Here is a 22,847-nt window from a genome sequence, read left to right as displayed (position 1 = left end):
AGCCCTGAGGGGGACACCGGAAACGGTGTCCCCCTCTTCGTGAGGACACCATGTACAAGATCTTCTTCAACCTCGTCTTCAAGCGGATGGACCCGGAGCGGGCCCACTACCTGGCCTTCCGCTGGATCCGCCGCGCCGTCCGCGTCCCCGTGCTGCGCACTTTCGTCGCCGCCGCGCTCGCCCCTCGCCACAAGGAACTGCGCACCGAGGCGTTCGGGCTGCGCATGCACGGCCCCTTCGGGCTCGCCGCCGGCTTCGACAAGAACGCCGTCGCGATCGACGGCATGTCGATGCTCGGCTTCGACCACGTCGAGATCGGCACCGTGACCGGGGAGGCGCAGCCCGGCAACCCCAGAAAGCGGCTGTTCCGGCTCTTGAAGGACCGGGCGCTGATCAACCGCATGGGCTTCAACAACGAGGGCTCGATGGCGGTGGCGGCCCGTCTGGCGTCCCGTGAGCCGGTCTTCCGGACCGTCGTCGGCGTCAACATCGGCAAGACCAAGGCCGTGCCGGAGGACGAGGCCACCGCGGACTACGTGAAGTCCACCGAGCGGCTGGCACCGTACGCCGACTACCTGGTGGTGAACGTCTCGTCCCCGAACACCCCCGGACTGCGCAACCTGCAGGCCACCGAGGCGCTGCGCCCGCTGCTGAGCGCCGTGCGCGAGGCCGCCGACCGTACGGTGACCTCCCGCCGTGTCCCCCTGCTCGTGAAGATCGCGCCCGACCTCGCGGACGAGGACGTGGACGCCGTCGCCGACCTCGCCGTCGAACTCGGCCTGGACGGGATCATCGCCACGAACACCACCATCGCGCGCGAGGGGCTCGGTCTGAAATCCGAACCCTCGCTGGTGAAGGAGACCGGCGGGCTGTCCGGCGCGCCGCTGAAGGCCCGCTCCCTGGAGGTGCTGCGGCGCCTGTACGCGCGCGTGGGCGACCGCATCACCCTCGTGGGCGTCGGCGGCATCGAGAACGCCGAGGACGCATGGCAGCGCGTCCTGGCCGGCGCCACGCTGGTCCAGGGCTACAGCGCCTTCATCTACGAGGGCCCCTTCTGGGGCCGCGCCATCCACAAGGGCCTCGCTGCCCGCCTCGCCACCAGCCCGTACGCCACCCTCGCCGACGCGGTCGGCGCCGACGCAAGGAAGACCACGTGAGTGCTCTCGAACCCTTCGGCACCCGTCTGCGCCACGCGATGGACCAGCGTGGGCCGCTGTGCGTCGGTATCGACCCGCACGCGTCCCTGCTCGCGGAGTGGGGCCTGAACGACGATGTCGCGGGCCTGGAGCGGTTCAGCCGCACGGTGGTGGAGGCGACCGCCGACCGGGTCGCCGTCCTGAAGCCGCAGAGCGCGTTCTTCGAGCGCTTCGGCTCCCGTGGCATCGCCGTCCTGGAGAAGTCGGTGGAAGAGGCCCGGGCGGCCGGGGCGCTGGTCGTGATGGACGCCAAGCGCGGCGACATCGGCTCGACCATGGCCGCGTACGCCGAGACCTTCCTGCGCAAGGACTCCCCGCTCTTCTCGGACGCGCTCACTGTCTCGCCCTACCTCGGCTACGGATCGCTCTCGCCGGCCCTCGCGCTCGCCCGGGAGAGCGGCTCGGGCCTGTTCGTGCTCGCGCTCACGTCCAACCCTGAGGGCGGTGAGGTGCAGCACGCGGTGCGCGCGGACGGACGGAACGTCGGAGCGACGATGCTCGCGCACCTAGCCGCCGAGAACGAGGGGGAGCAGCCCCTGGGGTCCTTCGGGGCCGTCGTGGGCGCCACGCTGGGCGATCTGTCGTCCTACGACCTGGGCATCAACGGGCCGCTCCTGGCACCCGGCATCGGAGCCCAGGGCGCCACCGCGGCCGACCTTCCCGGTGTCTTCGGGGCGGCGGTGCGCAACGTCGTGCCGAACGTCAGCCGGGGGGTGCTGCGGCACGGTCCCGACGCCGGGGCGCTGCGCGCGGCCGCGGACCGCTTCGCGGAGGAGATCAGGGCCGCCGTGGCGACCGTATGAGACGTTCGTGACGGTCGTCGTCGGTGTTCGAGACGCTCGCTCGGCTCCTCCGCTGAGTGCCCGGACGAGTGGCGCGAGGCCCACTTGAGTCTGAATACATCCTCAAATCCTGGGCATTATGTCCTAAATGTCCGGCCTGACGGAGGCTGACCAGGACTTTTCCGCTGTTCTCGCTGACTCTGGCGGACTTGCCCGCTAGTCTCCGACGAGAGTCAACGGGCGAGCGTGTTGTTCGTGGCTCCCCAGGTGAGGGGCGACTAGGTTCCTCACCGGTCCGTATCCGACAGTTCGACATCCGAGGTGACGTAGGCGTGGCTCTTCCGCCCCTTACCCCTGAACAGCGCGCAGCCGCGCTCGAAAAGGCCGCCGCGGCTCGCCGGGAGCGGGCCGAGGTCAAGAATCGACTCAAGCACTCCGGCGCCTCCCTGCACGAGGTCATCAAGCAGGGCCAGGAAAACGACGTCATCGGCAAGATGAAGGTCTCCGCCCTGCTCGAGTCGCTGCCGGGCGTGGGCAAGGTCCGCGCCAAGCAGATCATGGAGCGACTGGGCATCTCCGAGAGCCGCCGTGTGCGTGGTCTCGGTTCCAACCAGATCGCCTCTCTGGAGCGTGAGTTCGGCAGCACCGGCTCCTGAGTCCGGCTCACGCCGGACCAGGAGTCCCGGGCACTCCGGGATTGCTGGAATAATCGCTGTATGGCTGCAACATTCCGGGGGACGACCCCCGAGCCCCCGGACGTACGTCCGCGGCTGACCGTGCTCTCCGGCCCCTCCGGGGTCGGCAAGAGCACGGTCGTCGCCCATATGCGCAGGGAACACCCCGAGGTCTGGCTCTCGGTGTCGGCGACGACCCGTACGCCACGCCCCGGCGAGAAGCACGGTGTCCACTACTTCTTCGTCTCCGACGAGGAGATGGACAAGCTGATCGCCAACGGCGAGCTGCTGGAGTGGGCCGAGTTCGCCGGCAACCGCTACGGCACCCCGCGTGCCGCCGTGCTGGAGCACCTGGAGGACGGCGTGCCCGTTCTCCTGGAGATCGATCTCCAGGGCGCCCGGCAGGTCCGCGAGACCATGCCGGAGGGTCGGCTGGTGTTCCTGGCTCCACCCTCCTGGGAGGAGCTGGTGCGCAGGCTCACCGGTCGGGGAACCGAGCCGCCCCAGGTGATCGAGCGCCGTCTCGACGCGGCGAAGATCGAGCTGGCGGCCGAGCCGGAGTTCGACATGACCTTGGTCAACACCTCCGTCGAGGACGTGGCTCGCGAGCTGCTAGCCTTGATGGATGTTGTGTGATCACAGGTGTTGTGATCACGACCGATCTTTTCCCATCCATCGGAAGGTAGAGCGTGTCCTCTTCCATCTCCGCGCCCGAGGGCATCATCAACCCTCCGATCGACGAGCTCCTCGAGGCCACCGACTCGAAGTACAGCCTCGTGATCTACGCGGCCAAGCGTGCCCGCCAGATCAACGCGTACTACTCGCAGCTCGGCGAGGGCCTCCTCGAGTACGTCGGTCCGCTGGTCGACACCCACGTCCACGAGAAGCCGCTCTCGATCTCCCTGCGTGAGATCAACGCCGGACTGCTGACGTCCGAGGCCATCGAGGGCCCCGCGCAGTAGCGTTTCCGGTTTTCGATCGGCTTTTCCACAGGCCCGGCAGCGCGACTGCCGGGCCTGTGGTCTGGCGGGAGTGCGGGGGACGTTCCCCGCCGTGATGCAGCATGGGGTCGTACGTTGCCGAGCCGGGGAGAGACGGTGGACAAGCCCAAGGTCGTGCTGGGGGTCAGTGGCGGTATCGCCGCCTACAAGGCCTGTGAGCTGCTGCGCAGACTGACCGAGTCGGGCCATGACGTCCGCGTCGTGCCCACTGCCTCCGCGCTCCACTTCGTCGGCGCCGCCACCTGGTCCGCCCTCTCCGGCCACCCCGTCTCCACCGAGGTCTGGGACGACGTGCACGAGGTCCCGCACGTCCGGATCGGGCAGCACGCCGACCTGGTCGTCGTCGCCCCGGCGACCGCTGACATCCTCGCGAAGGCCGCCCACGGCCTGGCCGACGACCTGCTCACCAACACGCTCCTGACGGCCCGCTGTCCTGTCGTCTTCGCGCCCGCCATGCACACGGAGATGTGGGAGCACCCGGCCACCCAGGAGAACGTGGCGACTCTGCGGCGGCGCGGCGCCGTCGTCATCGAACCGGCCGTCGGCCGCCTGACCGGCGTCGACACCGGCAAGGGGCGGCTGCCCGACCCGGCGGAGATCTTCGAGGTGTGCCGCCGCGTGCTCGCCAGGGGAGTGCGGGAGCCGGACCTCGCCGGCCGGCACGTCGTCGTCAGCGCCGGTGGCACCCGCGAGCCCCTCGACCCGGTGCGCTTCCTCGGCAACCGCTCCTCCGGCAAGCAGGGCTACGCCCTCGCCCGCACCGCCGCCGCCCGCGGCGCCCGCGTCACGCTCATCGCCGCGAACACCGTGCTGCCCGGCCCGGCCGGTGTGGACGTCGTCCAGGTCGGCACGGCCGTGCAGCTGCGCGAGGCGGTCCTGAAGGCGGCCCCTGAGGCCGACGCCGTCGTGATGGCGGCCGCGGTAGCGGACTTCCGTCCGCAGACATACGCCGCCGGAAAGATCAAGAAGAAGGACGGCCAGGACCCGGACCCCATCGTGCTGGTGCGGAATCCGGACATCCTCGCCGAGATCTCGGCGGAGCGCGCCCGCCCCGGACAGGTGATCGTCGGCTTCGCCGCCGAGACCGACGACGTCCTGGCCAACGGCCGTACCAAGCTGGAGCGCAAGGGCTGCGACCTGCTGGTCGTGAACGAGGTGGGGGAGCGCAAGACCTTCGGCTCCGAGGAGAACGAGGCCGTGGTGCTGGGCGCCGACGGCACCGAGACCCCCGTACCGCACGGTCCGAAGGAACACTTGGCCGAAACCGTCTGGGACCTGGTGGCGGAACGCCTCGGCTGAATGTTTCAGTCGCTTCTCGGTCCCCTCGAAACGTCTGCTTCAGGGGCGCGAAACCTCTGCCACCGGGGCGTGGCGGCCCTGGCCAAGGCCGCACGTAATTGGGCAGAATGCCCGTGCCGCAGGTCACAGCCCTCCCGAGAGGCGAGACAGGGAGGCCGATGAACGAGTACGACCGATAAACTGTTCTCGGACGATGCCGGGCGCAGCCACCGGGCCCGTCCGCCAATGATCAGCCAGCAGCCGCTGCAACCCCAGGGAGCGTTGTGTCCCGTCGCCTGTTCACCTCGGAGTCCGTGACCGAGGGTCACCCCGACAAGATCGCTGACCAGATCAGCGACACCATTCTCGACGCGCTTCTGCGCGAGGACCCGACCTCCCGGGTCGCCGTCGAGACGCTGATCACCACCGGCCTGGTCCACGTCGCCGGTGAGGTCACCACCAAGACCTACGCGGACATCGCGACCCTGGTCCGCAGCAAGATCCTCGAGATCGGCTACGACTCCTCCAAGAAGGGCTTCGACGGCGCCTCCTGCGGCGTCTCGGTGTCCATCGGCGCGCAGTCCCCGGACATCGCGCAGGGTGTCGACACGGCGTACGAGAACCGTGTCGAGGGCGACGAGGACGAACTGGACCGCCAGGGCGCGGGCGACCAGGGTCTGATGTTCGGCTACGCGACCGACGAGACCCCCACCCTGATGCCGCTGCCGATCTTCCTGGCGCACCGCCTGTCGAAGCGCCTCTCCGAGGTCCGCAAGAACGGCACCATCCCCTACCTGCGGCCCGACGGCAAGACGCAGGTCACCATCGAGTACGACGGCGACAAGGCCGTCCGCCTCGACACCGTGGTCGTCTCCTCGCAGCACGCGAGCGACATCGACCTGGAGTCGCTCCTCGCTCCCGACATCCGCGAGTTCGTCGTCGAGGCGGAGCTGAAGGCTCTCCTGGACGACGGCATCAAGCTGGACACGGACAGCTACCGTCTCCTGGTCAACCCCACCGGCCGCTTCGAGATCGGCGGCCCGATGGGTGACGCCGGCCTCACCGGCCGCAAGATCATCATCGACACGTACGGCGGCATGGCCCGCCACGGCGGCGGCGCCTTCTCCGGCAAGGACCCGTCCAAGGTCGACCGCTCCGCCGCGTACGCGATGCGCTGGGTGGCGAAGAACGTCGTCGCCGCCGGCCTGGCCTCCCGCTGCGAGGTCCAGGTCGCGTACGCCATCGGCAAGGCCGAGCCGGTCGGTCTCTTCGTGGAGACCTTCGGCACCGCCAAGGTCGACACCGAACAGATCGAGAAGGCCATCGACGAGGTCTTCGACCTTCGCCCGGCAGCGATCATCCGCGACCTCGACCTGCTCCGCCCGATCTATGCCCAGACCGCGGCCTACGGCCACTTCGGCCGCGAGCTCCCGGAGTTCACCTGGGAGAAGACGGACCGCGTGGACGCACTGCGCAAGGCGGCGGGGCTCTGAGTTCCGCGACACGACGCTTGGCGAGGCCCGGCTCCCTTGGGGGGCCGGGCCTCGGCGTGTCTGCGGCGCGTGTGACGCGCAGATCGTGACGTCCAGATCGTGATGCGTGGGTCTCGTGCGCGTTCGGACGGATCTGGGGCCGCCGTCGGTTGTCAGTGCCGTTTGGTAAGAATGCAGGTGTGAGCAGCGAGGACGGGGCGGTGGACGGCGGCGTCGAGGGGGCGCCGCCCGAGCAGCTTGCGCTGATCCGGGAAACCGTGCGCAACGCCGAGGTGCCCAGGGCCAAGCCGCGGACGTGGCGGGGTGCCGCGCTGGCCAAGGAGTTGCCCGTCGCGCGGGTCCTGGTCGACAAGGGTGTGCTGCATCTTGACCGGTACTTCGACTACGCCGTGCCCGAGGAACTGGACGCGGACGCGCAGCCCGGGGTGCGCGTGCGCGTGCGCTTCGGAGCCGGGCGGCATCGGGTGCGGGACGGGCGGCGTGAGGGCGGAGGGCTGATCGACGGGTTTCTCGTCGAGCGGCTCGCGGAGTCCGACTACTCCGGGCCGCTGGCCGCGCTGGCGCAGGTCGTCTCTCCCGAGCGGGTGCTGAGCGAGGAGTTGCTCGGGCTGGCCCGTGCCGTTGCCGATCGGTACGCGGGGAGCCTTGCCGATGTCCTTCAGCTGGCCGTGCCGCCGCGCAGCGCGCGGGCCGAGCAGCGGCCCTCCCCCGAGCCAATGCCGGCCCCGGGAATCCCGGAGGCGGAGTCCTGGGCGCGGTACGAGCGGGGGGCGGCGTTTCTGGAGTCGCTGGCGTCGGGGGGTGCGCCGCGCGCGGTCTGGAACGCGCTGCCCGGACCCGAGTGGAGCGATGAGCTGGCGCGTGCCGTGGCGGCGGCCCTGGCCTCCGGGCGGGGCGCCCTGGTGGTGCTGCCGGACGGGCGGGCGGTCGCGCGGGCCGACGCCGCGCTGACCGCGCTGCTGGGGGAGGGTCGGCACGCGGTGCTCACCGCCGACGCCGGACCCGAGAAGCGCTACCGGGAGTGGCTCGCGGTGCGGCGGGGAGCGGTGCGGGCCGTCATCGGCACCCGCGCCGCCATGTTCGCACCGGTCCGGGACCTCGGTCTTGTCGCCATCTGGGACGACGGGGACGACAGCCACAGCGAGCAGCACGCGCCCCAGCCGCACGCACGGGAAGTCCTGCTGCTGCGGGCCGCGCTGGACAAGTGCGGGTTCCTGCTGGGCAGCTGGAGCTGCACCGTGGAGGCCGCACAGTTGGTCGAGAGCGGCTGGGCCCTGCCGCTCGTCGCCGTACGGGAACAGGTGCGGGCGGCCGCTCCGCTCGTACGGACCGTCGGGGACCAGGATCTCGCGCGGGACGAGGCCGCCCGGGCGGCCCGGCTGCCCACGCTCGCCTGGCAGGCGGTCAGAGACGGGTTGCGGCACGGGCCGGTGCTCGTGCAGGTGCCTCGGCGCGGGTACGTCCCTCGGATGGCGTGTGCCGGCTGCCGGGCGCCCGCGCGCTGCCGGCACTGCTCCGGGCCGATGGAGGGACAGGAGGCGGGCGCCGCGCTGCGGTGCGGATGGTGCGGAAGGGACGAGAGCGGCTGGCATTGTCCGGAGTGCGGCGGATTCCGGTTGCGGGCGCAGGTCGTGGGGGCGCGGCGCACGGCCGAGGAACTGGGGCGGGCGTTTCCCGCCGTGCCGGTGCGGACCTCCGGACGTGAGCATGTGCTGGACACCGTGCCGGACGCACCCGCACTGATCGTGAGCACGCCGGGGGCCGAGCCCGTCGCCGAGGGCGGATACGCGGCGGCGCTGCTGCTCGACGGCTGGGCCATGCTCGGGCGGCCCGATCTGCGCGCCGGTGAGGACGCGCTGCGGCGATGGATGGCGGCTGCCTCGCTCGTCCGGCCGCAGGGCGCCGACGGCACCGTGGTCGTCGTCGCCGAGCCGACACTGCGGCCCGTGCAGGCGCTGGTGCGCTGGGATCCCGTCGGCCATGCCGTGCGGGAACTCGCCGAGCGGGCCGAGCTCGGCTTTCCGCCGGTGTCGCGGATGGCGGCGTTGTCCGGGGAGGGGGAGGCGGTCGCCGAATTCCTGCGTACGGTCGAACTGCCCCGGGAGGCCGAGGTGCTGGGGCCCGTGCCGGTGCCGGTCACGGTGACCGGGCGGCCGCGGCGGGTGGGGGCGCCGCCTGCCGGTGAGCACTGGCAGCGGGCCCTTGTGCGGGTGCCGCCGGGCAGTGGGGCCGCGCTGGCCTCGGCCCTGAAGGCCGCGCAGGCGGCGCGGATGGCCCGGGGGGCCGGGGAGGCCGTGGTCCGGGTGCGGATCGATCCGCCCGACATCGGGTGAGGTGGCTCGTCCTGCGGCGGGTGAGGGCGCGCGGTGTCGCGAGGGCGCATGGCGTCGGCGAGGGGTGGCCGAGTTCCTCGGGCGTGGCTCCGCGTGCCGCACTGCCTGCGTCCAGACAGGCCTCCCCACGCGCATTCAGGCATGGCCCACCACATGCGTCTGCCCTCCCGGATGCGTGCCGGGAGGGCAGGGGAGGAAGGTGGCTCAGCCGTTGCGGGGGCCGGGGAACGCCGTCGGCCTGACCTCGTCGCGGAGGGTGGGGCTGCCGGCCGTCGGCTGGGTCGGCATGGAACGGGCGGCGGGGACCGTCGGCAGACCGGTGTTCACGCCGACCGGCAGGGATCCCGCCGGTTCGGCGGTCCGCTCGGCTTCGGCGGCCGCCTGGGCCGCGGCCCGACGCGCGCCGTAACGGCGGTGCACCGCCTGCTTGGTGACCCCGAGTGCGGAACCCACCGCGTCCCACGAGAAGCCGAGGGAGCGGTCGAAGTCGACAGCGGCCGTGACCAGGGTCTCGACACTGTCGCGCAGCTCCTGCGCGAGACGGACCGTAGGGGCGGGAGCGCGTCCGTAGACGACGAAGCCCGTGGAGGGGCCCGAGCGGCGAGGGCGGTAGACGTTGCCCAGCTGGGCGGTGAGCGTGCGCAGTGCGTCCACCTGCCGGCGGACCCGCTCGATGTCCCGCACCAGCAAGTGCAGGCTGGCCCGAGCCTGGGCGTCGTAGGTTGCGTGGTCGGCCATGAACAAGCCTCTCGAACCGGCGTTGAAAAGGATCCGGGCCGCGCGATCGCGGCCCGTTGTGGTCAATCTTTCTTGACCAACGTGTTTTTGCTTCGGGGGTCACGGTCTGGGGGCGTGGGGGCATATGCATACGCCCCCAGGTGCCGGTTCCCGCTGCGGACCTCGCCCGAGTCCTTCCCGTCGGCACAGGTGGCGGTAAGGCTTTCACGGCGTGGTCCTGGAGCCTGCCGGGCGAGGTCATAGACTTGCATGTCGCCGCAACAGCCCCCGTCCGAGAGGCCCCGCCCACCCATGAAGCTCGTCTTCGCCGGTACCCCCGAGGTCGCCGTTCCCGCTCTGGACGCTCTCATCGCCTCCGGGCGGCACGAGGTGGCCGCCGTCGTCACGCGGCCCGACGCGCCGGCCGGGCGGGGACGCAGGCTGGTGGCGTCCCCCGTGGCGCAGCGGGCCCAGGAGGCCGGGATCGAGGTGCTGAGGCCGGTCAAGCCGCGGGACCCGGAATTCCTCGAGCGGCTGCGGGAGATCGGCCCCGACTGCTGTCCCGTCGTCGCCTACGGCGCCCTGCTGCCCCGCGTCGCCCTCGACGTCCCCGCCCAGGGCTGGGTCAACCTGCACTTCTCCCTGCTGCCGGCCTGGCGCGGCGCCGCGCCCGTGCAGCACGCCATCATGGCCGGGGACGAGATCACGGGGGCTTCCACCTTCCTCATCGAGGAGGGCCTCGACTCCGGGCCGGTCTACGGCACCGTCACCGAGGAGATCCGGCACACCGACACCAGCGGCGACCTGCTGACCCGGCTCGCCTTCGCCGGCGCCGGGCTGCTCGCCGCGACCATGGACGGCATAGAGGACGGCACGCTGAAGGCCGTACCGCAGCCGGCCGAGGGCATCACCACCGCGCCGAAGATCACCGTCGAGGACGCCCAGGTCGACTGGGCCACCCCGGCGCTGCGGGTCGACCGGGTCGTGCGCGCCTGCACCCCGGCGCCCGGCGCCTGGACCACCTTCCGGGAGGAGCGGCTCAAGCTGATCCAGGTCACGCCCGTGCCGGAGCGGACCGACCTCGCGCCCGGGCAGCTCGCCGTCGGCAAGAACAGCGTGCACGTCGGCACTGGTTCGTACGCCGTCGAGCTCCTGTGGGTTCAGGCCCAGGGCAAGAAGCCGATGCGGGCGGCGGACTGGGCGCGGGGCGTGCGGATCGCCGACGGGGAGTCCCTCGGGTAGCAGGGTGGTGGGCGGGAGGTGGCGGCGTGGTGGGCGGGAGGTGGCGGCGTGGTGGGCGGGACGTAGGCTTGGCGCGTAGCCCGACCAGACATACCGGAGCACCTTTTTCGTGAGTGACACCTCCCCTGCGCCCCGCAAGTCCCCCAAGCCCTATCGGCGGCCCAAGAAGGACCCCGTCCGCATGCTCGCCTTCGAGGCGCTGAGGGCTGTGGACGAGCGGGACGCGTACGCCAACCTCGTTCTGCCGCCGTTGCTGCGCAAAGCACGGGAGAAGGAGGGGCCCGACACGTTCGACGGGCGGGATGCGGCGCTCGCGACGGAGCTGGTGTACGGGACGCTGCGGTGGCAGGGGACCTACGACGCCGTCATCTCCGCCTGTGTGGACCGGCCGTTGCGCGAGGTCGACCCGCCTGTACTGGACGTGCTGAGCCTCGGGGTGCACCAGCTGCTCGGGACGCGGATCCCGACCCATGCGGCCGTGTCCGCCTCGGTCGAGCTGGCCCGGGTGGTGCTCGGTGACGGGCGGGCCAAGTTCGTCAACGCCGTGCTGCGGAAGGTCGCGCAGGACGATCTCGGCGGCTGGATCGAGAAGGTCGCGCCGCCCTACGAGGACGACCCCGAGGATCACCTCGCCGTCGTCCACTCGCATCCACGCTGGGTCGTGTCCGCGCTGTGGGACTCCCTCGGCGGCGGCCGGGCCGGCATCGAGCGGCTGCTGGCGGCGGACAACGAGCGGCCCGAGGTGACCCTGGTCGCGCGGCCCGGGCGGGCCACGACCGAGGAGTTGCTCCGGGAGGAGGCCGCGGTCGCCGGGCACTGGTCGCCGTATGCCGTACGGCTCACCGAAGGCGGTGAGCCCGGTGCGATCGAGGCCGTGCGGGACAATCGTGCGGGAGTGCAGGACGAGGGCAGTCAGCTCGTGGCGCTCGCGCTGGCCGGCGCCCCGCTGGACGGGCCGGACGAGAAGTGGCTCGACGGGTGTGCCGGGCCCGGCGGGAAGGCGGCGCTGCTCGGGGCACTGGCCGCCGAGCGGGGGGCGACCCTGCTCGCCTCCGAGAAGCAGCCGCACCGGGCCGGCCTGGTCGCGAAGGCGCTGCGCGGCAACCCCGGCCCCTACCAGGTCATCACCGCCGACGGGACCCGCCCGCCGTGGCGGCCCGGCTCCTTCGACCGGGTGCTGATGGACGTGCCCTGCACCGGGCTCGGCGCGCTGCGGCGGCGGCCCGAGGCGCGCTGGCGGCGCCGTCCCGAGGACCTGGACCAGTTCGGGCCGCTCCAGCGCGCCCTGCTGCGCTCCGCCCTGGACGCCGTACGGGTCGGCGGCGTCGTCGGCTACGCCACCTGCTCGCCGCACCTGGCCGAGACCAGGGCCGTCGTCGACGACCTGCTCAAGCAGCACCCGGGCGCCGAACTCGTCGACGCCCGTCCGCTCCTGCCGGGCGTGCCGGACCTCGGCGCAGGTCCGGACGTACAGCTGTGGCCGCACCTGCACGGGACCGACGCCATGTATCTGGCCCTCATTCGGAGGACTGGCTGACCCGCTCCGCCTCGGTCACCGAGGCGCCGCCGTCCTCCTGCGCCAGCCGATGCGGCCACCACACCTTCGGGCCCACGTCCAGGAACAGTGACGTGACCAGCACCGACCGTACGACGAAGGTGTCCAGCAGGACGCCGAGCGCGACCGCGAAGCCGATCTCGGCGAAGGCGACCATCGGCAGGGTGCCGAGGGCGGCGAAGGTGCCGGCCAGGACGAGGCCGGCGGAGGTGATGACAGCGCCCGTCGCGGCGAGGCCCGTCACCACGCCCGTCCGGGTGCCCTGGTGGCCGGCCTCCTCGCGGATACGGGTGGTCAGGAAGATGTTGTAGTCGATGCCCAGGGCCACCAGGAACACGAAGACGAACAGCGGGAAGTCCGTCTGTTCGCCTGCGTAGTCGAAGATGTGCCGGAAGGCGAGCGCGCTGGCGCCGAGGGCGGCCGTGAAGGACAGCACCACCGTGCCGATCAGCAGCAGTGGGGCCACCAGGGCGCGCAGCAGGAGCCCCAGGATCAGCAGGACGACCGCCAGGACCGCCGGGATGATCACGAGGTTGTCGTGCTTGGTCGCCGCGTCCATGTCGAGCAGCGCGGCGGTTCCGCCGCCCACCTGAGCGTCCGCGTCCGGCACGGCGTGCACGGCGTCACGGACCCGGTCGACCGTGTCTTTCGCGGCGGCGCTGTCGGACGGATCGGTCATCGTCGCCTCGAACAGGATCTGGCCGTCGTGCGTCGGTTTGGTGCCGGGCGGCACGGCGAGACTGCTCGGCACCACGCCCTTGGTGGAGGCGACCGCGTCGCGTACCTGCGTGCCCTGCGCCTGGTTGGCGATGACGACCAAGGGGTCGCCGCTGCCGGCCGGGAAGTAGCGGGCCGAGATCTCCTGACCGGTGATCGAGTCCGGTTTACCGGTGAAGGCGTCCGCGTTGCCGAGGCCCTCGGCACGGATCTGGAGGAGGCCGAGGGAGACGACGGCCAGTGCCAGGGCCGTGGCGGCCCAGACGGTGCGCGGGCGGCGGGCGATGCTGTGTCCCATACGGGCCCACACCCCGCGTTCGGTGGGGTCGGCCGAGCCGAAGTGCGGGATCACCGGCCAGAAGATCCAGCGGCCGCAGATCAGCAGCAGGGCGGGGAAGAGGGAGAGCATCACGAGGAGCGCGACGGCCACGCCGATGGCGGCGACCGGGCCGAGGCCCCGCGTCGAGTTCATCTCGGCGGCCAGCAGCACCAGCATGCTGATCACGACGGTCGCGCCGGACGCCAGTACGGCCGGGCCCGCGCGGTGCAGGGCCAGGGCCATCGCCTCGTGGCGGTCCTCGTGGCGGCGCAGTTCCTCCCGGTAACGTGCCACCAGCAGCAGGGCGTAGTCCGTCCCGGCGCCGAAGACGAGCACCGTCAGAATGCCCGCGCTCTGGCCGTTGACCGTCAGGCCCGCGTGTGTGGCCAGCAGATAGACCAGCGCCTGTGCGGTGAACAGGGAGACGACCACGCCGATCAGCGGGACGAGCAGCAGGGTCGGGCTGCGGTAGGTGATCAGCAGCATCACGATGACGACGCCCATCGCCGACAGCAGCAGCGTCGAGTCGATGCCCTCGAAGGCCTTGGAGAAGTCGGCGGAGGTGCCGCCGGGCCCGGTGATGTGCACGGCCAGATCGCCTGTGCTCCGGCCGGTCTGGTCGCGGAGGGAGTCGACGGCGGGCGTGATCTCCTGCCAGCCCTTCTCGTCCATCGTGATCGGCACGTAGATCTGGGCCGCTTCGGGTGCCGAACGCTTGTTGTAGACGGGGCCGCGCGTCTCCGGGCCCCGGATGCCGTGCGCGGTCAGCTTCCTGATCCGGTCGGCGTCCTGCGCGATCTTGTCCTTGTCCTGGGCGGTGAGTCCGCCCTCGCGCGCGTAGACGACGACGGCTGGGATCTGCTCCGGCCTGAACTCGTTGGAAGTGTTCAGGACCTGCGTGGACTCCGCGGAGCCCGGCAGCCAGGAGGCCGCGTCGTTGTCCTGCGCATCGGTGAGCTTCGAGGCGAGCGGCGCCGCGACCACGAGCACCACCAGCCACAGGGCCACGATGACCCACTTGCTGCGCTGCCCGGTCAGGAATCCGATGAGACCCTGACGCACATGGCGCCCATGTCCTTTGCCGTCCGTCATGGCGACCCCCGTGGACGTACGTGGTGCCGATCGGCGGCCCAGCATGGCACGCGCCGTCCGCGCACAACATCCGATGAACGGCTTAGGTCTGGACCGGCGCGAACAAACGTGCCCGGACATGGCAGGCTTGGGGCATGGCCGTGCAGATCAACCCCAGCATCCTGTCCGCCGACTTCGCCCGCCTCGCGGACGAGGCGAAGGCGGTCGAGGGAGCCGACTGGCTCCACGTAGACGTCATGGACAACCATTTCGTCCCGAACCTCACGCTCGGTGTGCCGGTCGTAGAGTCCCTGGCCCGTGCGACGGACACCCCGCTGGACTGCCATCTGATGATCGAGGCCCCCGATCGCTGGGCTCCGCAGTACGTCGAAGCGGGGGCATCGTCCGTCACCTTCCACGTCGAGGCGGCCGCCGCGCCCGTGCGGCTCGCCCGGGAGATCCGGGCCAAGGGCGCTCGCGCCTCCATGGCCCTGAAGCCCGCGACGCCCATCGAGCCCTACGAGGACCTGCTCCCCGAGCTCGACATGCTGCTGATCATGACGGTGGAGCCGGGCTTCGGCGGGCAGGCCTTCCTCGACATCATGCTCCCCAAGATTCGCCGCACCCGCGAGTTGATCAGGAAGCACGGCCTGGAGCTGTGGCTGCAGATCGACGGCGGAGTCTCCGCTTCCACCATCGAGCGCTGCGCGGAGGCCGGCGCCGACGTCTTCGTCGCCGGTTCGGCGGTGTACGGGGCCGAGGACCCGGCCGAAGCGGTACGTGCACTGCGCACCCAGGCGGAGAAGGTGACCGCCCAGGCGTCCTGGGCATGCGACCACTGACCAACAGGAACGTGAACAGCTACGTGAACGCCGCCCATCGGGGCGGATCAAGTACGCCGGATCTGCAAGGATGAACGGCGAATCCAGAGCGTGAACAGCAGTGAGGAGATCGCCGTGTCGGGTATGTCGGCGGGCCGGTCAGCAGTGCGGATGGGACCCGCTGAGCTGGTGCAGGCGGCGGCCATGGCCCGCCGCTTCTACCTCGAGGGCAAGTCCAAGATCCAGATCGCGGAGGAGTTCGGCGTCAGCCGCTTCAAGGTGGCCCGGGTCCTGGAGACGGCTCTCGAACGGGATCTCGTGCGGATCGAGATCCGCGTCCCGGCCGAGCTGGACGCGGAGCGCTCGGACGCGCTGCGTGCCCGCTACGGCCTCAGGCACGCCGTAGTGGTGGAGTCCCCCGCCGACGCAGAGGAGTCGCCCGACCCCGAGAACCTCGGTGAGGTGGCCGCCGACCTGCTCGGTGAGCTCGTCAACGAGGGCGATGTCCTCGGCCTTGCCTGGGGCCGCTCCACCATTCACATGGCTGCCGCGCTCGACCGGCTGCCGCCGTGCACGGTGGTGCAGCTGACGGGTGTGTACGACGCAGGGACCGCCGAGCGCGGATCCGTCGAGGCCGTGCGCCGCGCCGCGCAGGTGTCCGGCGGCGACGCCCACCCGATCTACGCGCCGATGCTGCTGCCGGACGCGGCGACCGCGGCGGCGCTGCGCAACCAGACCGGGATCGCGCGGGCCTTCGAGTACTTCGACAAGGTCACCGTCGCCTGTGTCTCCATCGGCTCCTGGGAGCCCGGCATCTCGACGGTGCACGACATGCTCAGCGACGAGGAGCGTGCGCACTACGCCTCGCTCGGTGTCGCCGCCGAGATGTCCGCGCACCTCTTCGACACCGAGGGCCGCCGGGTCGGACGTGACCTCGGCGAGCGGTGCATCACGGTCAAGACCGACCAGCTCCGCCGTGTTCCCGAGGTCGTCGCGATCGCGGGCGGCGCGCGCAAGGCCTCCGCGATCGACGCGGTGCTGCGCTCCGGGCTCGTCACCAGCCTGGTGACGGACACGTCGGCCGCGGACGTGCTGATGACGTCGGGTCAGGCTCCGAAGCCGGCGCTCAACCGGGCGGATCCGGACGGGGCCTGACGGGAGGTCAGGAGGGGGCGGCCGTGGCAGCATCGACGGCATGATGCTGCGGTTCGTCCCCAGGGTGCTGGCCGGGGTTCTGGTCTGTCTCGTCGTCCTTCTGACGGGGTGTTCGTCGACAACGGGGACATCTGGGACATCGGGGACGACAGGCGGCCGGTCAACTGCCGCCACTCCCGCATGGGTCGGCGACCTGGCCACCGTCCAGGCGTCCCAACTCCCCGCCGAGGCGCGGCAGACGCTCGCGCTCATCGACAAGGGCGGGCCCTTCCCGTACGCCAGGGACGGCGTCGTGTTCGGGAACTACGAGGGGCTGCTGCCCGGGCAGCAGCGTGGCTACTACCACGAATACACCGTCAGGACGCCCGGCTCGCGCGACCGCGGAGCCCGGCGCATTGTCACCGGGCAGGGCGGCGAGATCTACTACACCGATGATCACTACGAATCGTTCAGGGCGGTGTTGAGATGACGGAACTCGTGGTCATGCTGGACCTCGACGGGGTCACGGACAAGGCGGGTCTGATGGAGCGCTCCGCGCTCGCCCTGCGGCTGCCCGACTGGTTCGGCCGCAACTGGGACGCCCTTGTGGACAGCCTCGCCGACCACACGGTCTGGCCCGAGGGCGCGGTGGAGCGGGGGCTGCTGGTCGTCGTACGGAACTGGCGGCCGTATGCGAAGGCGCGGCCGGAGGAGTGGCAGACCGCTCAGGAGGTCTTCTCCGAGGCCGTCGACCGGACGCCCGCGCTCTGCGTGGCGCTCGCTCTCGGGAGTGCGGCGCGATAGGGCTTGGAGGTTCCTCTGAAAGCGCCCCTGACCTGCCTGGATGATTCGACCGGGCAACGCATTCCGGCCGACATGGGACAATGAAGTACGTGCTCTTCCCTCTGGCAGACCTGTCCGGGGGCCGCCTCTGATCGACTGGGATGTGCAGCACGTGCGTTTCCTCAACGACATCCAGCCCCCGTACGACCTGACGTACGACGACGTCTTCATGGTCCCGAGCCGCAGCGCCGTCGGCTCGCGGCAGGGCGTGGACCTCAGCTCCCCGGACGGCACGGGCACCACCATCCCGCTGGTCGTCGCCAACATGACCGCCATCGCGGGCCGCCGTATGGCCGAGACGATGGCCCGGCGCGGCGGCCTCGTGGTCATCCCGCAGGACATCCCGATCGAGGTCGTCACCGACGTCGTCACCTGGGTGAAGAGCCGCCACCACGTCCTGGACACCCCGATCGTGCTCGCCCCGCACCAGACCGTCGCCGACGCGCTGGCCCTGCTGCCGAAGCGCGCGCACAACGCCGGTGTGGTCGTCGACCAGGACGGCAGGCCCGTGGGCGTCGTCACCGACCAGGACCTGACCGGCGTCGACCGCTTCACCCAGCTCGAGGTCGTCATGTCCCGCGATCTGCTGCTCCTGGACGCCGACATCGACCCGCGCGAAGCGTTCAACCGCCTCGACGCGGCCAACCGCCGCTACGCGCCCGCCGTCGACAAGGACGGCAAGCTCGCCGGCATCCTCACCCGCAAGGGCGCCCTGCGCGCCACGCTGTACTCGCCCGCCGTGGACGCGCAGGGCAAGCTGCGTCTCGCCGCCGCCGTGGGCATCAACGGCGATGTCGCGGGCAAGGCCAAGCAGTTGCTCGACGCGGGCGTCGACACGCTCGTCATCGACACGGCGCACGGTCACCAGGAGTCGATGATCAGCGCGATCAAGGTCGTGCGGGCGCTCGATCCGCAGGTCCCGATCGTCGCCGGCAACATCGTGGCCGCGGAGGGCGTGCGGGATCTGATCGAGGCCGGCGCGGACATCATCAAGGTCGGTGTGGGCCCCGGCGCCATGTGCACCACGCGCATGATGACCGGCGTCGGCCGGCCGCAGTTCTCCGCGGTCCTGGAGTGCGCGGCGGAGGCGAAGAAGTACGGCAAGCACGTGTGGGCCGACGGCGGTGTCCGCCACCCGCGCGACGTGGCCATGGCGCTCGCGGCCGGTGCGTCCAACGTGATGATCGGGTCGTGGTTCGCGGGCACGTACGAATCCCCTGGCGACCTTCAGCAGGACGCGAGCGGCCGGCTCTACAAGGAGTCGTTCGGCATGGCGTCCTCGCGCGCGGTCCGCAACCGCACGTCGGACGAGTCGGCGTACGACCGCGCCCGCAAGGCGCTGTTCGAGGAGGGCATCTCGACCTCCCGCATGTTCCTCGACCCGGCCCGTCCCGGCGTCGAGGACCTGATCGACTCGATCATCGCGGGCGTCCGCTCCTCCTGCACCTACGCCGGCGCCGGCTCCCTGGAGGAGTTCGCCGAGAAGGCCGTGGTCGGCATCCAGAGCGCCGCCGGCTACGCGGAGGGCAAGCCGCTGCACGCCAGCTGGAGCTGAGTGAACTCCCTTGCGTACGGCCCCTGTTGTCCCCTCGGGAAGCGGTCCCGTCGGGAAGATCGGGGGCCGTCGGCATGCCCGGGACCACGTCAAGCCCTCGTGGCGTCAAGCGGTCCTGACACAAACCTGGATGCATGACGACACCTCGGAGCATCGAGCCGCAGTACACGCTCCTGACCGCCGCGGCCCGTCTCGACGAGCCGCGCATGCGCGAGTCCCTGGCCGTGGAGGCACTCGACCCGCGTCGAAGCTGCTCGGCCGCGCGTGCTCGACCAAGGCGCACCCCCGCAAGGCCACACCACCCACGCCCCACCGTCCCCGGGCGTCGGCGCGCGCCTCATGCGTCGCAAGCCTGTGGAACGCCTGGTCGCGGAGGGCGGCCAGGGCGAGGGAGGGAGCCTTCGCCGCTCCCTCGGGCTGTGGCAGCTCACCATGATCAGCATCGGCGCCACCCTCGGCACCGGCATCTTCGTGGTCCTCGGCGAAGCCGTCCCCAAGGCCGGCCCGGCCGTCACCCTCTCCTTCGTGATCGCCGGTCTGACGGCGCTGTTCTCGGCCCTCTCCTACGCGGAGCTGGCGGGCACCATTCCGGTCGCAGGGTCCTCCTACTCGTATGCATACGCAACGATGGGTGAGCTGATCGCCTGGATCTGCGGCTGGTGTCTGGTCCTGGAGTACGGCGTCTCGGTCGCCGCCGTGGCAGTCGGCTGGGGCGAGTACCTCAACGAACTGCTCGACGGGACCATAGGCGTCACGATCCCGGACGCCCTGTCCGCGCCGCCCGGCGACGGCGGCATCTTCAACCTGCCCGCCCTGATCGTCGTCCTGCTGGCCATGGCGTTCCTGCTGGGCGGCGCCCGGGAGTCCGCGCGCGCCAACACGATCATGGTCTGTGTGAAGATCGCCGCGCTGGTGCTGTTCTGCGCCATCGGCATCCAGGGCTTCAGGTCCGGGAACTACCAGCACTTCATGCCGCTGGGTATGGCGGGCGTCAGCGCGGCCGGAGCCACGCTCTTCTTCTCCTACATCGGCTTCGACGCCGCCTCCACCGCCGGTGAGGAGGCGAAGAACGCACAGCGCGACCTGCCGCGGGCCATCATGCTGTCGCTCGTCATCGTCACCGCGCTCTACGTGCTGGTCGCAGCGGTCGCCGTCGGCGCGAAGCCCTGGCGGCGGTTCAACGACTCGGAGGCCGCGCTCGCCCAGATCATGCGCGACGTCACCGGCCAGACCTTCTGGGGCACCCTGCTCGCAGCCTGCGCGGTCATCGCCATCGCGAGCGTCGTACTGACCGTGCTCTACGGCCAGACCCGCATCCTCTTCGCGATGGCCCGGGACGGCCTGGCCCCCAAGGTGTTCGCGAAGGTCCACCCGAAGAGCGGTGCGCCGCGCGCCAACACGGTCATCGTGTCCCTGTTCTGCGGTGTCCTCGCCGCCGCGATTCCGCTCGGCCAGCTCGCCGACGCCACCAGCATCGGCACGCTCTTCGCCTTCGCGCTGGTCAACATCGCCGTGGTCGTGCTGCGCCGGACCCGCCCGGAGATGCCCCGTACCTTCCGTGTCCCGCTGTCGCCGGTCCTGCCGGCCCTGGGGCTCGCGTTCTGCGTCTGGATGATGGGCAGCCTGTCCGCCGTCACCTGGATCGTCTTCGGGGGCTGGATGGCGGTGGGGCTCGTGTTCTACTTCGGGTACGGCTACCGCCGGTCCCGCCTTGCCACGCCAGAAGTTCTCGCGCCTGAAGAGAAGTGAACGACCAGCAGTGCTGAACGATCTCGACGAACGCATCGTGCACGCCCTCGCCGAGGACGCCCGCCGTTCCTACGCGGACATCGGGCAGCTCGTCGGCCTGTCCGCGCCCGCCGTGAAGCGGCGCGTGGACCGGCTGCGCGCCACCGGGGCCATCACCGGCTTCACCGTACGGGTGGACCCGGCGGCCCTGGGCTGGGAGACCGAGGGGTTCGTCGAGATCTACTGCCGCCACAACACCTCGCCGGACACCATCCGGCGGGGCCTTGAGCGCTACCAGGAGGTCGTGGCCGCGTCGACCGTCACCGGCGACGCGGACGCGATCGTCCAGGTCTTCGCCTCCGACATGCGGCACTTCGAACGAGTCCTGGAGCGCATCGCGGGGGAGCCCTTCGTCGAGCGCACCAAGTCCGTGCTGGTGCTGTCACCGCTGCTGCGCCGCTTCTCGTCGGGGTCGCCGACCTGAGGGCGGGAAAGTCACCTGACGAACGTGCCAGGTCCGCCTACCATCGGTGACATGACCTGGCGACATTGATCCACCAGCCGTGCCTCCCGAGGACCGCCTCGGACGCCGTACCTCCGGCATCCGATCCGTCCCTGCGGGAAGGCCCCATGACACTCTCACCTGCGCGCGTGCCCGTCACCGCCGGCATCCGCCGCCTCACGGCCACGCTGTACGGCTACGCGTTCCTCGACGACTTCGTCCTGCTCTACCCGGTGTACGCCCTGCTGTTCAGCGACACCGGCCTGTCCGTCTGGCAGATTTCCTCCCTGTTCGCCATCTGGTCGATCACGGGCGTCGTGCTGGAGGTGCCCTCCGGCGCCTGGGCCGACGCCGTCTCCCGGCGGCTGCTGCTCCGGCTGGGCCCGCTGCTCACCGCCGCGGGCTTCGCGCTGTGGATCCTCACCCCGTCGTACTGGGCCTTCGCCCTCGGCTTCGTCCTGTGGGGCGCGCGCGGAGCGCTCGGCTCCGGTGCGCTGGAGGCGCTGGTGTACGAGGAACTGGAGCGGCTCGGCGCGGCCGAGCGGTACGCCCGGATCATGGGCCGGGCCAGGGCGGCGGGGCACATCGCGATCATGGCGGCTCTGGCACTCGCCGGACCCGTGTTCGCCTGGGGCGGCTACCCGGCCGTGGGCGCGGCGAGCGTACTGGCCTGTCTGGCGAGCGCCGCGACGGCGACCCGGTTCCCGGAGAACCGGGTGGAGCCGGAAACCGCGGGTGACGGCTGGGCCATGACCCTGCGGGACGGGCTCGCCGAGGTCCGTCGCAGCCGGTCGTTGCGCGGCGCGCTGCTGCTCGTCCCGGCGGTCGGATCCGTGTGGGAGGCGCTCGACGAGTACACGCCACTGCTGGTGCGGGACACCGGGGTGGCCGAGGTGACCGTCCCCTGTCTGCTCCTGTTGATCTGGGCGGGAGCCACAGCCGGGAGCCTGCTGGCCGCGAGGTGCGAACGCATGGGCACGCCGGGACTGGCGGCCGTCCTCGTGGGCGCCGCGCTCGCCCTGGCCGTGGGCGCCGCGGCCGGGACCCCCGTCGCACTGGGCCTCGTGGCCCTCGCCTTCGGCGGCTTCCAGCTGGCGACGGTGCTGGCCGACGTCCGGCTCCAGCAGTGCATCGACGACAAGCGCCGAGCCACCCTGACCTCGTTCGCGGGCCTGGGCAGCGACCTTGCCACGGTCGCGGTGTACGGCGGATACGCGGCCGTCGAGACGAGAGCCGCGCACAGCACCGCCTTCGCCCTGTTCGCGCTGCCGTATCTGGCGACGGCGGTGCTGCTGGTGCTCGGGCGGCCATTGCGGTCCCGGCGCAGCATCCCGTAGGTTGTGCGGCGATCGCTACCGACGGGTAACACTGGCGAGTAACACTCCAGGGGGAGAGCATGCGCCGGCTCATCGGCCGTCCCAGAACGGTCCGCGCCCGGATCGTGGTACTCGCGCTCGCTCCGGTGCTCGCCCTGCTGGTGCTGTGGGTTTCGCCATGGTTTCCGTCACCGGCGAACTGCGGTCGCTCGTCCGGGTGCAGGACGTCTACGAGGAGTTCGGCACCCCCGTCGACACGGCGATCGGGCAGATCCAGATCGAACGGCGGCTCGCGGCCACGTACTTGGGCACGAGCCGCCGTAGGCAGGGCTTCGGTGCCCAGGGGGCGGAGGGCGTGTCGGTACGGGCGTCCCTGCCGTGAGCGACGAGCACTGGTACGAGGACGAGACGGGGGCGCTGGTACGCCCCTAACACCGTCACCGGTGGCCGCACCCGCCCCTCCGACCAGCACCGCGCCGATCTGATGTCGCAGGTCACAGCCCTACGCGGCGGCGACGCACCGTACCGCGCCGATCCCGAGCTGCTGCGGGAGATCGTCGAGCGGCTGCG

21 protein-coding genes are annotated in these 22,847 nt (G+C 71.2%); 19 read left to right on the top strand and 2 right to left on the bottom strand.

From position 1 onward, the window contains the following. Nucleotides 1-50 precede the first annotated feature (50 nt). The 8 genes from OOK07_RS07115 to OOK07_RS07080 all read left to right on the top strand — a co-directional run bounded on the left by OOK07_RS07115 (nt 51) and on the right by OOK07_RS07080 (nt 8,757). Nucleotides 51-1,157, top strand: coding sequence for a quinone-dependent dihydroorotate dehydrogenase (locus OOK07_RS07115; RefSeq protein WP_266677975.1), 1,107 nt, complete (start codon nt 51-53; stop codon nt 1,155-1,157). Beyond that, nucleotides 1,154-1,999 (top strand): orotidine-5'-phosphate decarboxylase, encoded by an 846-nt coding sequence (pyrF, locus tag OOK07_RS07110; protein WP_266677973.1) that lies wholly within the window; start codon nt 1,154-1,156, stop codon nt 1,997-1,999. Before OOK07_RS07115 ends, pyrF begins: the two co-directional genes overlap by 4 nt. A 311-nt stretch (nt 2,000-2,310) precedes the next feature. Next, complete coding sequence (locus OOK07_RS07105; protein ID WP_003977346.1) at nt 2,311-2,634, top strand: integration host factor; 324 nt, start codon at nt 2,311-2,313, stop codon at nt 2,632-2,634. Between the two features lie 60 nt (nt 2,635-2,694). Then, nucleotides 2,695-3,288 carry a guanylate kinase gene (gene gmk / locus OOK07_RS07100; protein ID WP_266677971.1) on the top strand — a complete coding sequence of 198 codons (594 nt, stop codon included), beginning with the start codon at nt 2,695-2,697 and terminating at the stop codon, nt 3,286-3,288. Nucleotides 3,289-3,341: 53 nt separating this feature from the next. After that, complete coding sequence (gene rpoZ, locus OOK07_RS07095; protein WP_067025681.1) at nt 3,342-3,614, top strand: DNA-directed RNA polymerase subunit omega; 273 nt, start codon at nt 3,342-3,344, stop codon at nt 3,612-3,614. 135 nt (nt 3,615-3,749) lie between these two features. Next, entirely contained in the window at nt 3,750-4,952 is a 1,203-nt protein-coding gene (coaBC, locus tag OOK07_RS07090) for a bifunctional phosphopantothenoylcysteine decarboxylase/phosphopantothenate--cysteine ligase CoaBC (protein ID WP_266677966.1), read from the top strand. A 263-nt stretch (nt 4,953-5,215) separates the two neighbouring features. Continuing rightward, nucleotides 5,216-6,424 carry a methionine adenosyltransferase gene (gene metK, locus OOK07_RS07085; RefSeq protein ID WP_266677964.1) on the top strand — a complete coding sequence of 403 codons (1,209 nt, stop codon included), beginning with the start codon at nt 5,216-5,218 and terminating at the stop codon, nt 6,422-6,424. A 179-nt stretch (nt 6,425-6,603) separates the two neighbouring features. Beyond that, nucleotides 6,604-8,757, top strand: a complete 2,154-nt coding sequence (locus OOK07_RS07080) for a primosomal protein N' (RefSeq protein WP_266795568.1) — start codon at nt 6,604-6,606, stop codon at nt 8,755-8,757. Between the two features lie 204 nt (nt 8,758-8,961). On the opposite strand, the gene OOK07_RS07075 is transcribed toward OOK07_RS07080, so the two are convergent. Continuing rightward, entirely contained in the window at nt 8,962-9,495 is a 534-nt protein-coding gene (locus OOK07_RS07075) for a hypothetical protein (protein WP_266677955.1), read from the bottom strand. 291 nt (nt 9,496-9,786) lie between these two features. Here OOK07_RS07075 and fmt point away from each other — a divergent pair, with 291 nt between their 5' ends. Beyond that, nucleotides 9,787-10,716, top strand: coding sequence for a methionyl-tRNA formyltransferase (gene fmt / locus OOK07_RS07070; RefSeq protein WP_266677953.1), 930 nt, complete (start codon nt 9,787-9,789; stop codon nt 10,714-10,716). 109 nt (nt 10,717-10,825) lie between these two features. Continuing rightward, a complete protein-coding gene (locus tag OOK07_RS07065) occupies nt 10,826-12,253 on the top strand; it encodes an RsmB/NOP family class I SAM-dependent RNA methyltransferase (protein WP_266677951.1) in 1,428 nt (475 codons plus the stop codon). On the opposite strand, the gene OOK07_RS07060 is transcribed toward OOK07_RS07065, so the two are convergent. Further along, nucleotides 12,234-14,399 carry an MMPL family transporter gene (locus OOK07_RS07060; RefSeq protein ID WP_266795565.1) on the bottom strand — a complete coding sequence of 722 codons (2,166 nt, stop codon included), beginning with the start codon at nt 14,397-14,399 and terminating at the stop codon, nt 12,234-12,236. The genes OOK07_RS07065 and OOK07_RS07060 overlap by 20 nt on opposite strands. Nucleotides 14,400-14,533: 134 nt before the next feature. Here OOK07_RS07060 and rpe point away from each other — a divergent pair, with 134 nt between their 5' ends. From rpe to OOK07_RS07015, 9 genes are all read left to right on the top strand, one after another. Continuing rightward, on the top strand, nt 14,534-15,220 hold the full coding sequence (gene rpe, locus OOK07_RS07055) for a ribulose-phosphate 3-epimerase (protein WP_266677947.1): 687 nt from the start codon (nt 14,534-14,536) through the stop codon (nt 15,218-15,220). Between the two features lie 90 nt (nt 15,221-15,310). Continuing rightward, nucleotides 15,311-16,354 (top strand): sugar-binding transcriptional regulator, encoded by a 1,044-nt coding sequence (locus OOK07_RS07050; protein WP_266795563.1) that lies wholly within the window; start codon nt 15,311-15,313, stop codon nt 16,352-16,354. Nucleotides 16,355-16,394: 40 nt separating this feature from the next. Beyond that, nucleotides 16,395-16,823: a guanyl-specific ribonuclease gene (locus OOK07_RS07045; RefSeq protein ID WP_266795562.1), complete on the top strand. Its 429-nt coding sequence runs from the start codon at nt 16,395-16,397 to the stop codon at nt 16,821-16,823. Next, complete coding sequence (locus OOK07_RS07040; protein ID WP_266795560.1) at nt 16,820-17,137, top strand: barstar family protein; 318 nt, start codon at nt 16,820-16,822, stop codon at nt 17,135-17,137. Before OOK07_RS07045 ends, OOK07_RS07040 begins: the two co-directional genes overlap by 4 nt. Before the next feature lie 151 nt (nt 17,138-17,288). Beyond that, nucleotides 17,289-18,731 (top strand): GuaB1 family IMP dehydrogenase-related protein, encoded by a 1,443-nt coding sequence (locus tag OOK07_RS07035; RefSeq protein WP_266801910.1) that lies wholly within the window; start codon nt 17,289-17,291, stop codon nt 18,729-18,731. Between the two features lie 264 nt (nt 18,732-18,995). Beyond that, entirely contained in the window at nt 18,996-20,480 is a 1,485-nt protein-coding gene (locus OOK07_RS07030) for an amino acid permease (RefSeq protein ID WP_266795558.1), read from the top strand. Between the two features lie 10 nt (nt 20,481-20,490). Next, entirely contained in the window at nt 20,491-20,943 is a 453-nt protein-coding gene (locus OOK07_RS07025) for an Lrp/AsnC family transcriptional regulator (protein WP_266677937.1), read from the top strand. Between the two features lie 146 nt (nt 20,944-21,089). Beyond that, nucleotides 21,090-22,298, top strand: coding sequence for an MFS transporter (locus OOK07_RS07020; protein ID WP_266795557.1), 1,209 nt, complete (start codon nt 21,090-21,092; stop codon nt 22,296-22,298). 157 nt (nt 22,299-22,455) lie between these two features. Further along, nucleotides 22,456-22,659 (top strand): hypothetical protein, encoded by a 204-nt coding sequence (locus OOK07_RS07015; protein ID WP_266795555.1) that lies wholly within the window; start codon nt 22,456-22,458, stop codon nt 22,657-22,659. Nucleotides 22,660-22,847: the final 188 nt, after the last annotated feature.

This window comes from Streptomyces sp. NBC_00078, from assembly GCF_026343335.1.
Classification (GTDB): Bacteria; Actinomycetota; Actinomycetes; order Streptomycetales; family Streptomycetaceae; genus Streptomyces.
Note: the sequence above shows the minus strand (reverse complement) of the source record. Positions and strands in the feature narration are given on the sequence as shown.

Bases quoted from the DNA above. Each gene is read 5' to 3' on its own strand.
- OOK07_RS07015 (WP_266795555.1), top strand. From the start codon at position 22,456: ATGGTTTCCGTCACCGGCGAACTGCGGTCGCTCGTCCGGGTGCAGGAC.
- OOK07_RS07045 (WP_266795562.1), top strand. From the start codon at position 16,395: ATGATGCTGCGGTTCGTCCCCAGGGTGCTGGCCGGGGTTCTGGTCTGT.
- OOK07_RS07075 (WP_266677955.1), bottom strand. From the start codon at position 9,495: ATGGCCGACCACGCAACCTACGACGCCCAGGCTCGGGCCAGCCTGCAC.
- OOK07_RS07040 (WP_266795560.1), top strand. From the start codon at position 16,820: ATGACGGAACTCGTGGTCATGCTGGACCTCGACGGGGTCACGGACAAG.
- gmk (WP_266677971.1), top strand. From the start codon at position 2,695: ATGGCTGCAACATTCCGGGGGACGACCCCCGAGCCCCCGGACGTACGT.
- OOK07_RS07060 (WP_266795565.1), bottom strand. From the start codon at position 14,399: ATGACGGACGGCAAAGGACATGGGCGCCATGTGCGTCAGGGTCTCATC.
- fmt (WP_266677953.1), top strand. From the start codon at position 9,787: ATGAAGCTCGTCTTCGCCGGTACCCCCGAGGTCGCCGTTCCCGCTCTG.
- rpe (WP_266677947.1), top strand. From the start codon at position 14,534: ATGGCCGTGCAGATCAACCCCAGCATCCTGTCCGCCGACTTCGCCCGC.
- OOK07_RS07115 (WP_266677975.1), top strand. From the start codon at position 51: ATGTACAAGATCTTCTTCAACCTCGTCTTCAAGCGGATGGACCCGGAG.
- OOK07_RS07020 (WP_266795557.1), top strand. From the start codon at position 21,090: ATGACACTCTCACCTGCGCGCGTGCCCGTCACCGCCGGCATCCGCCGC.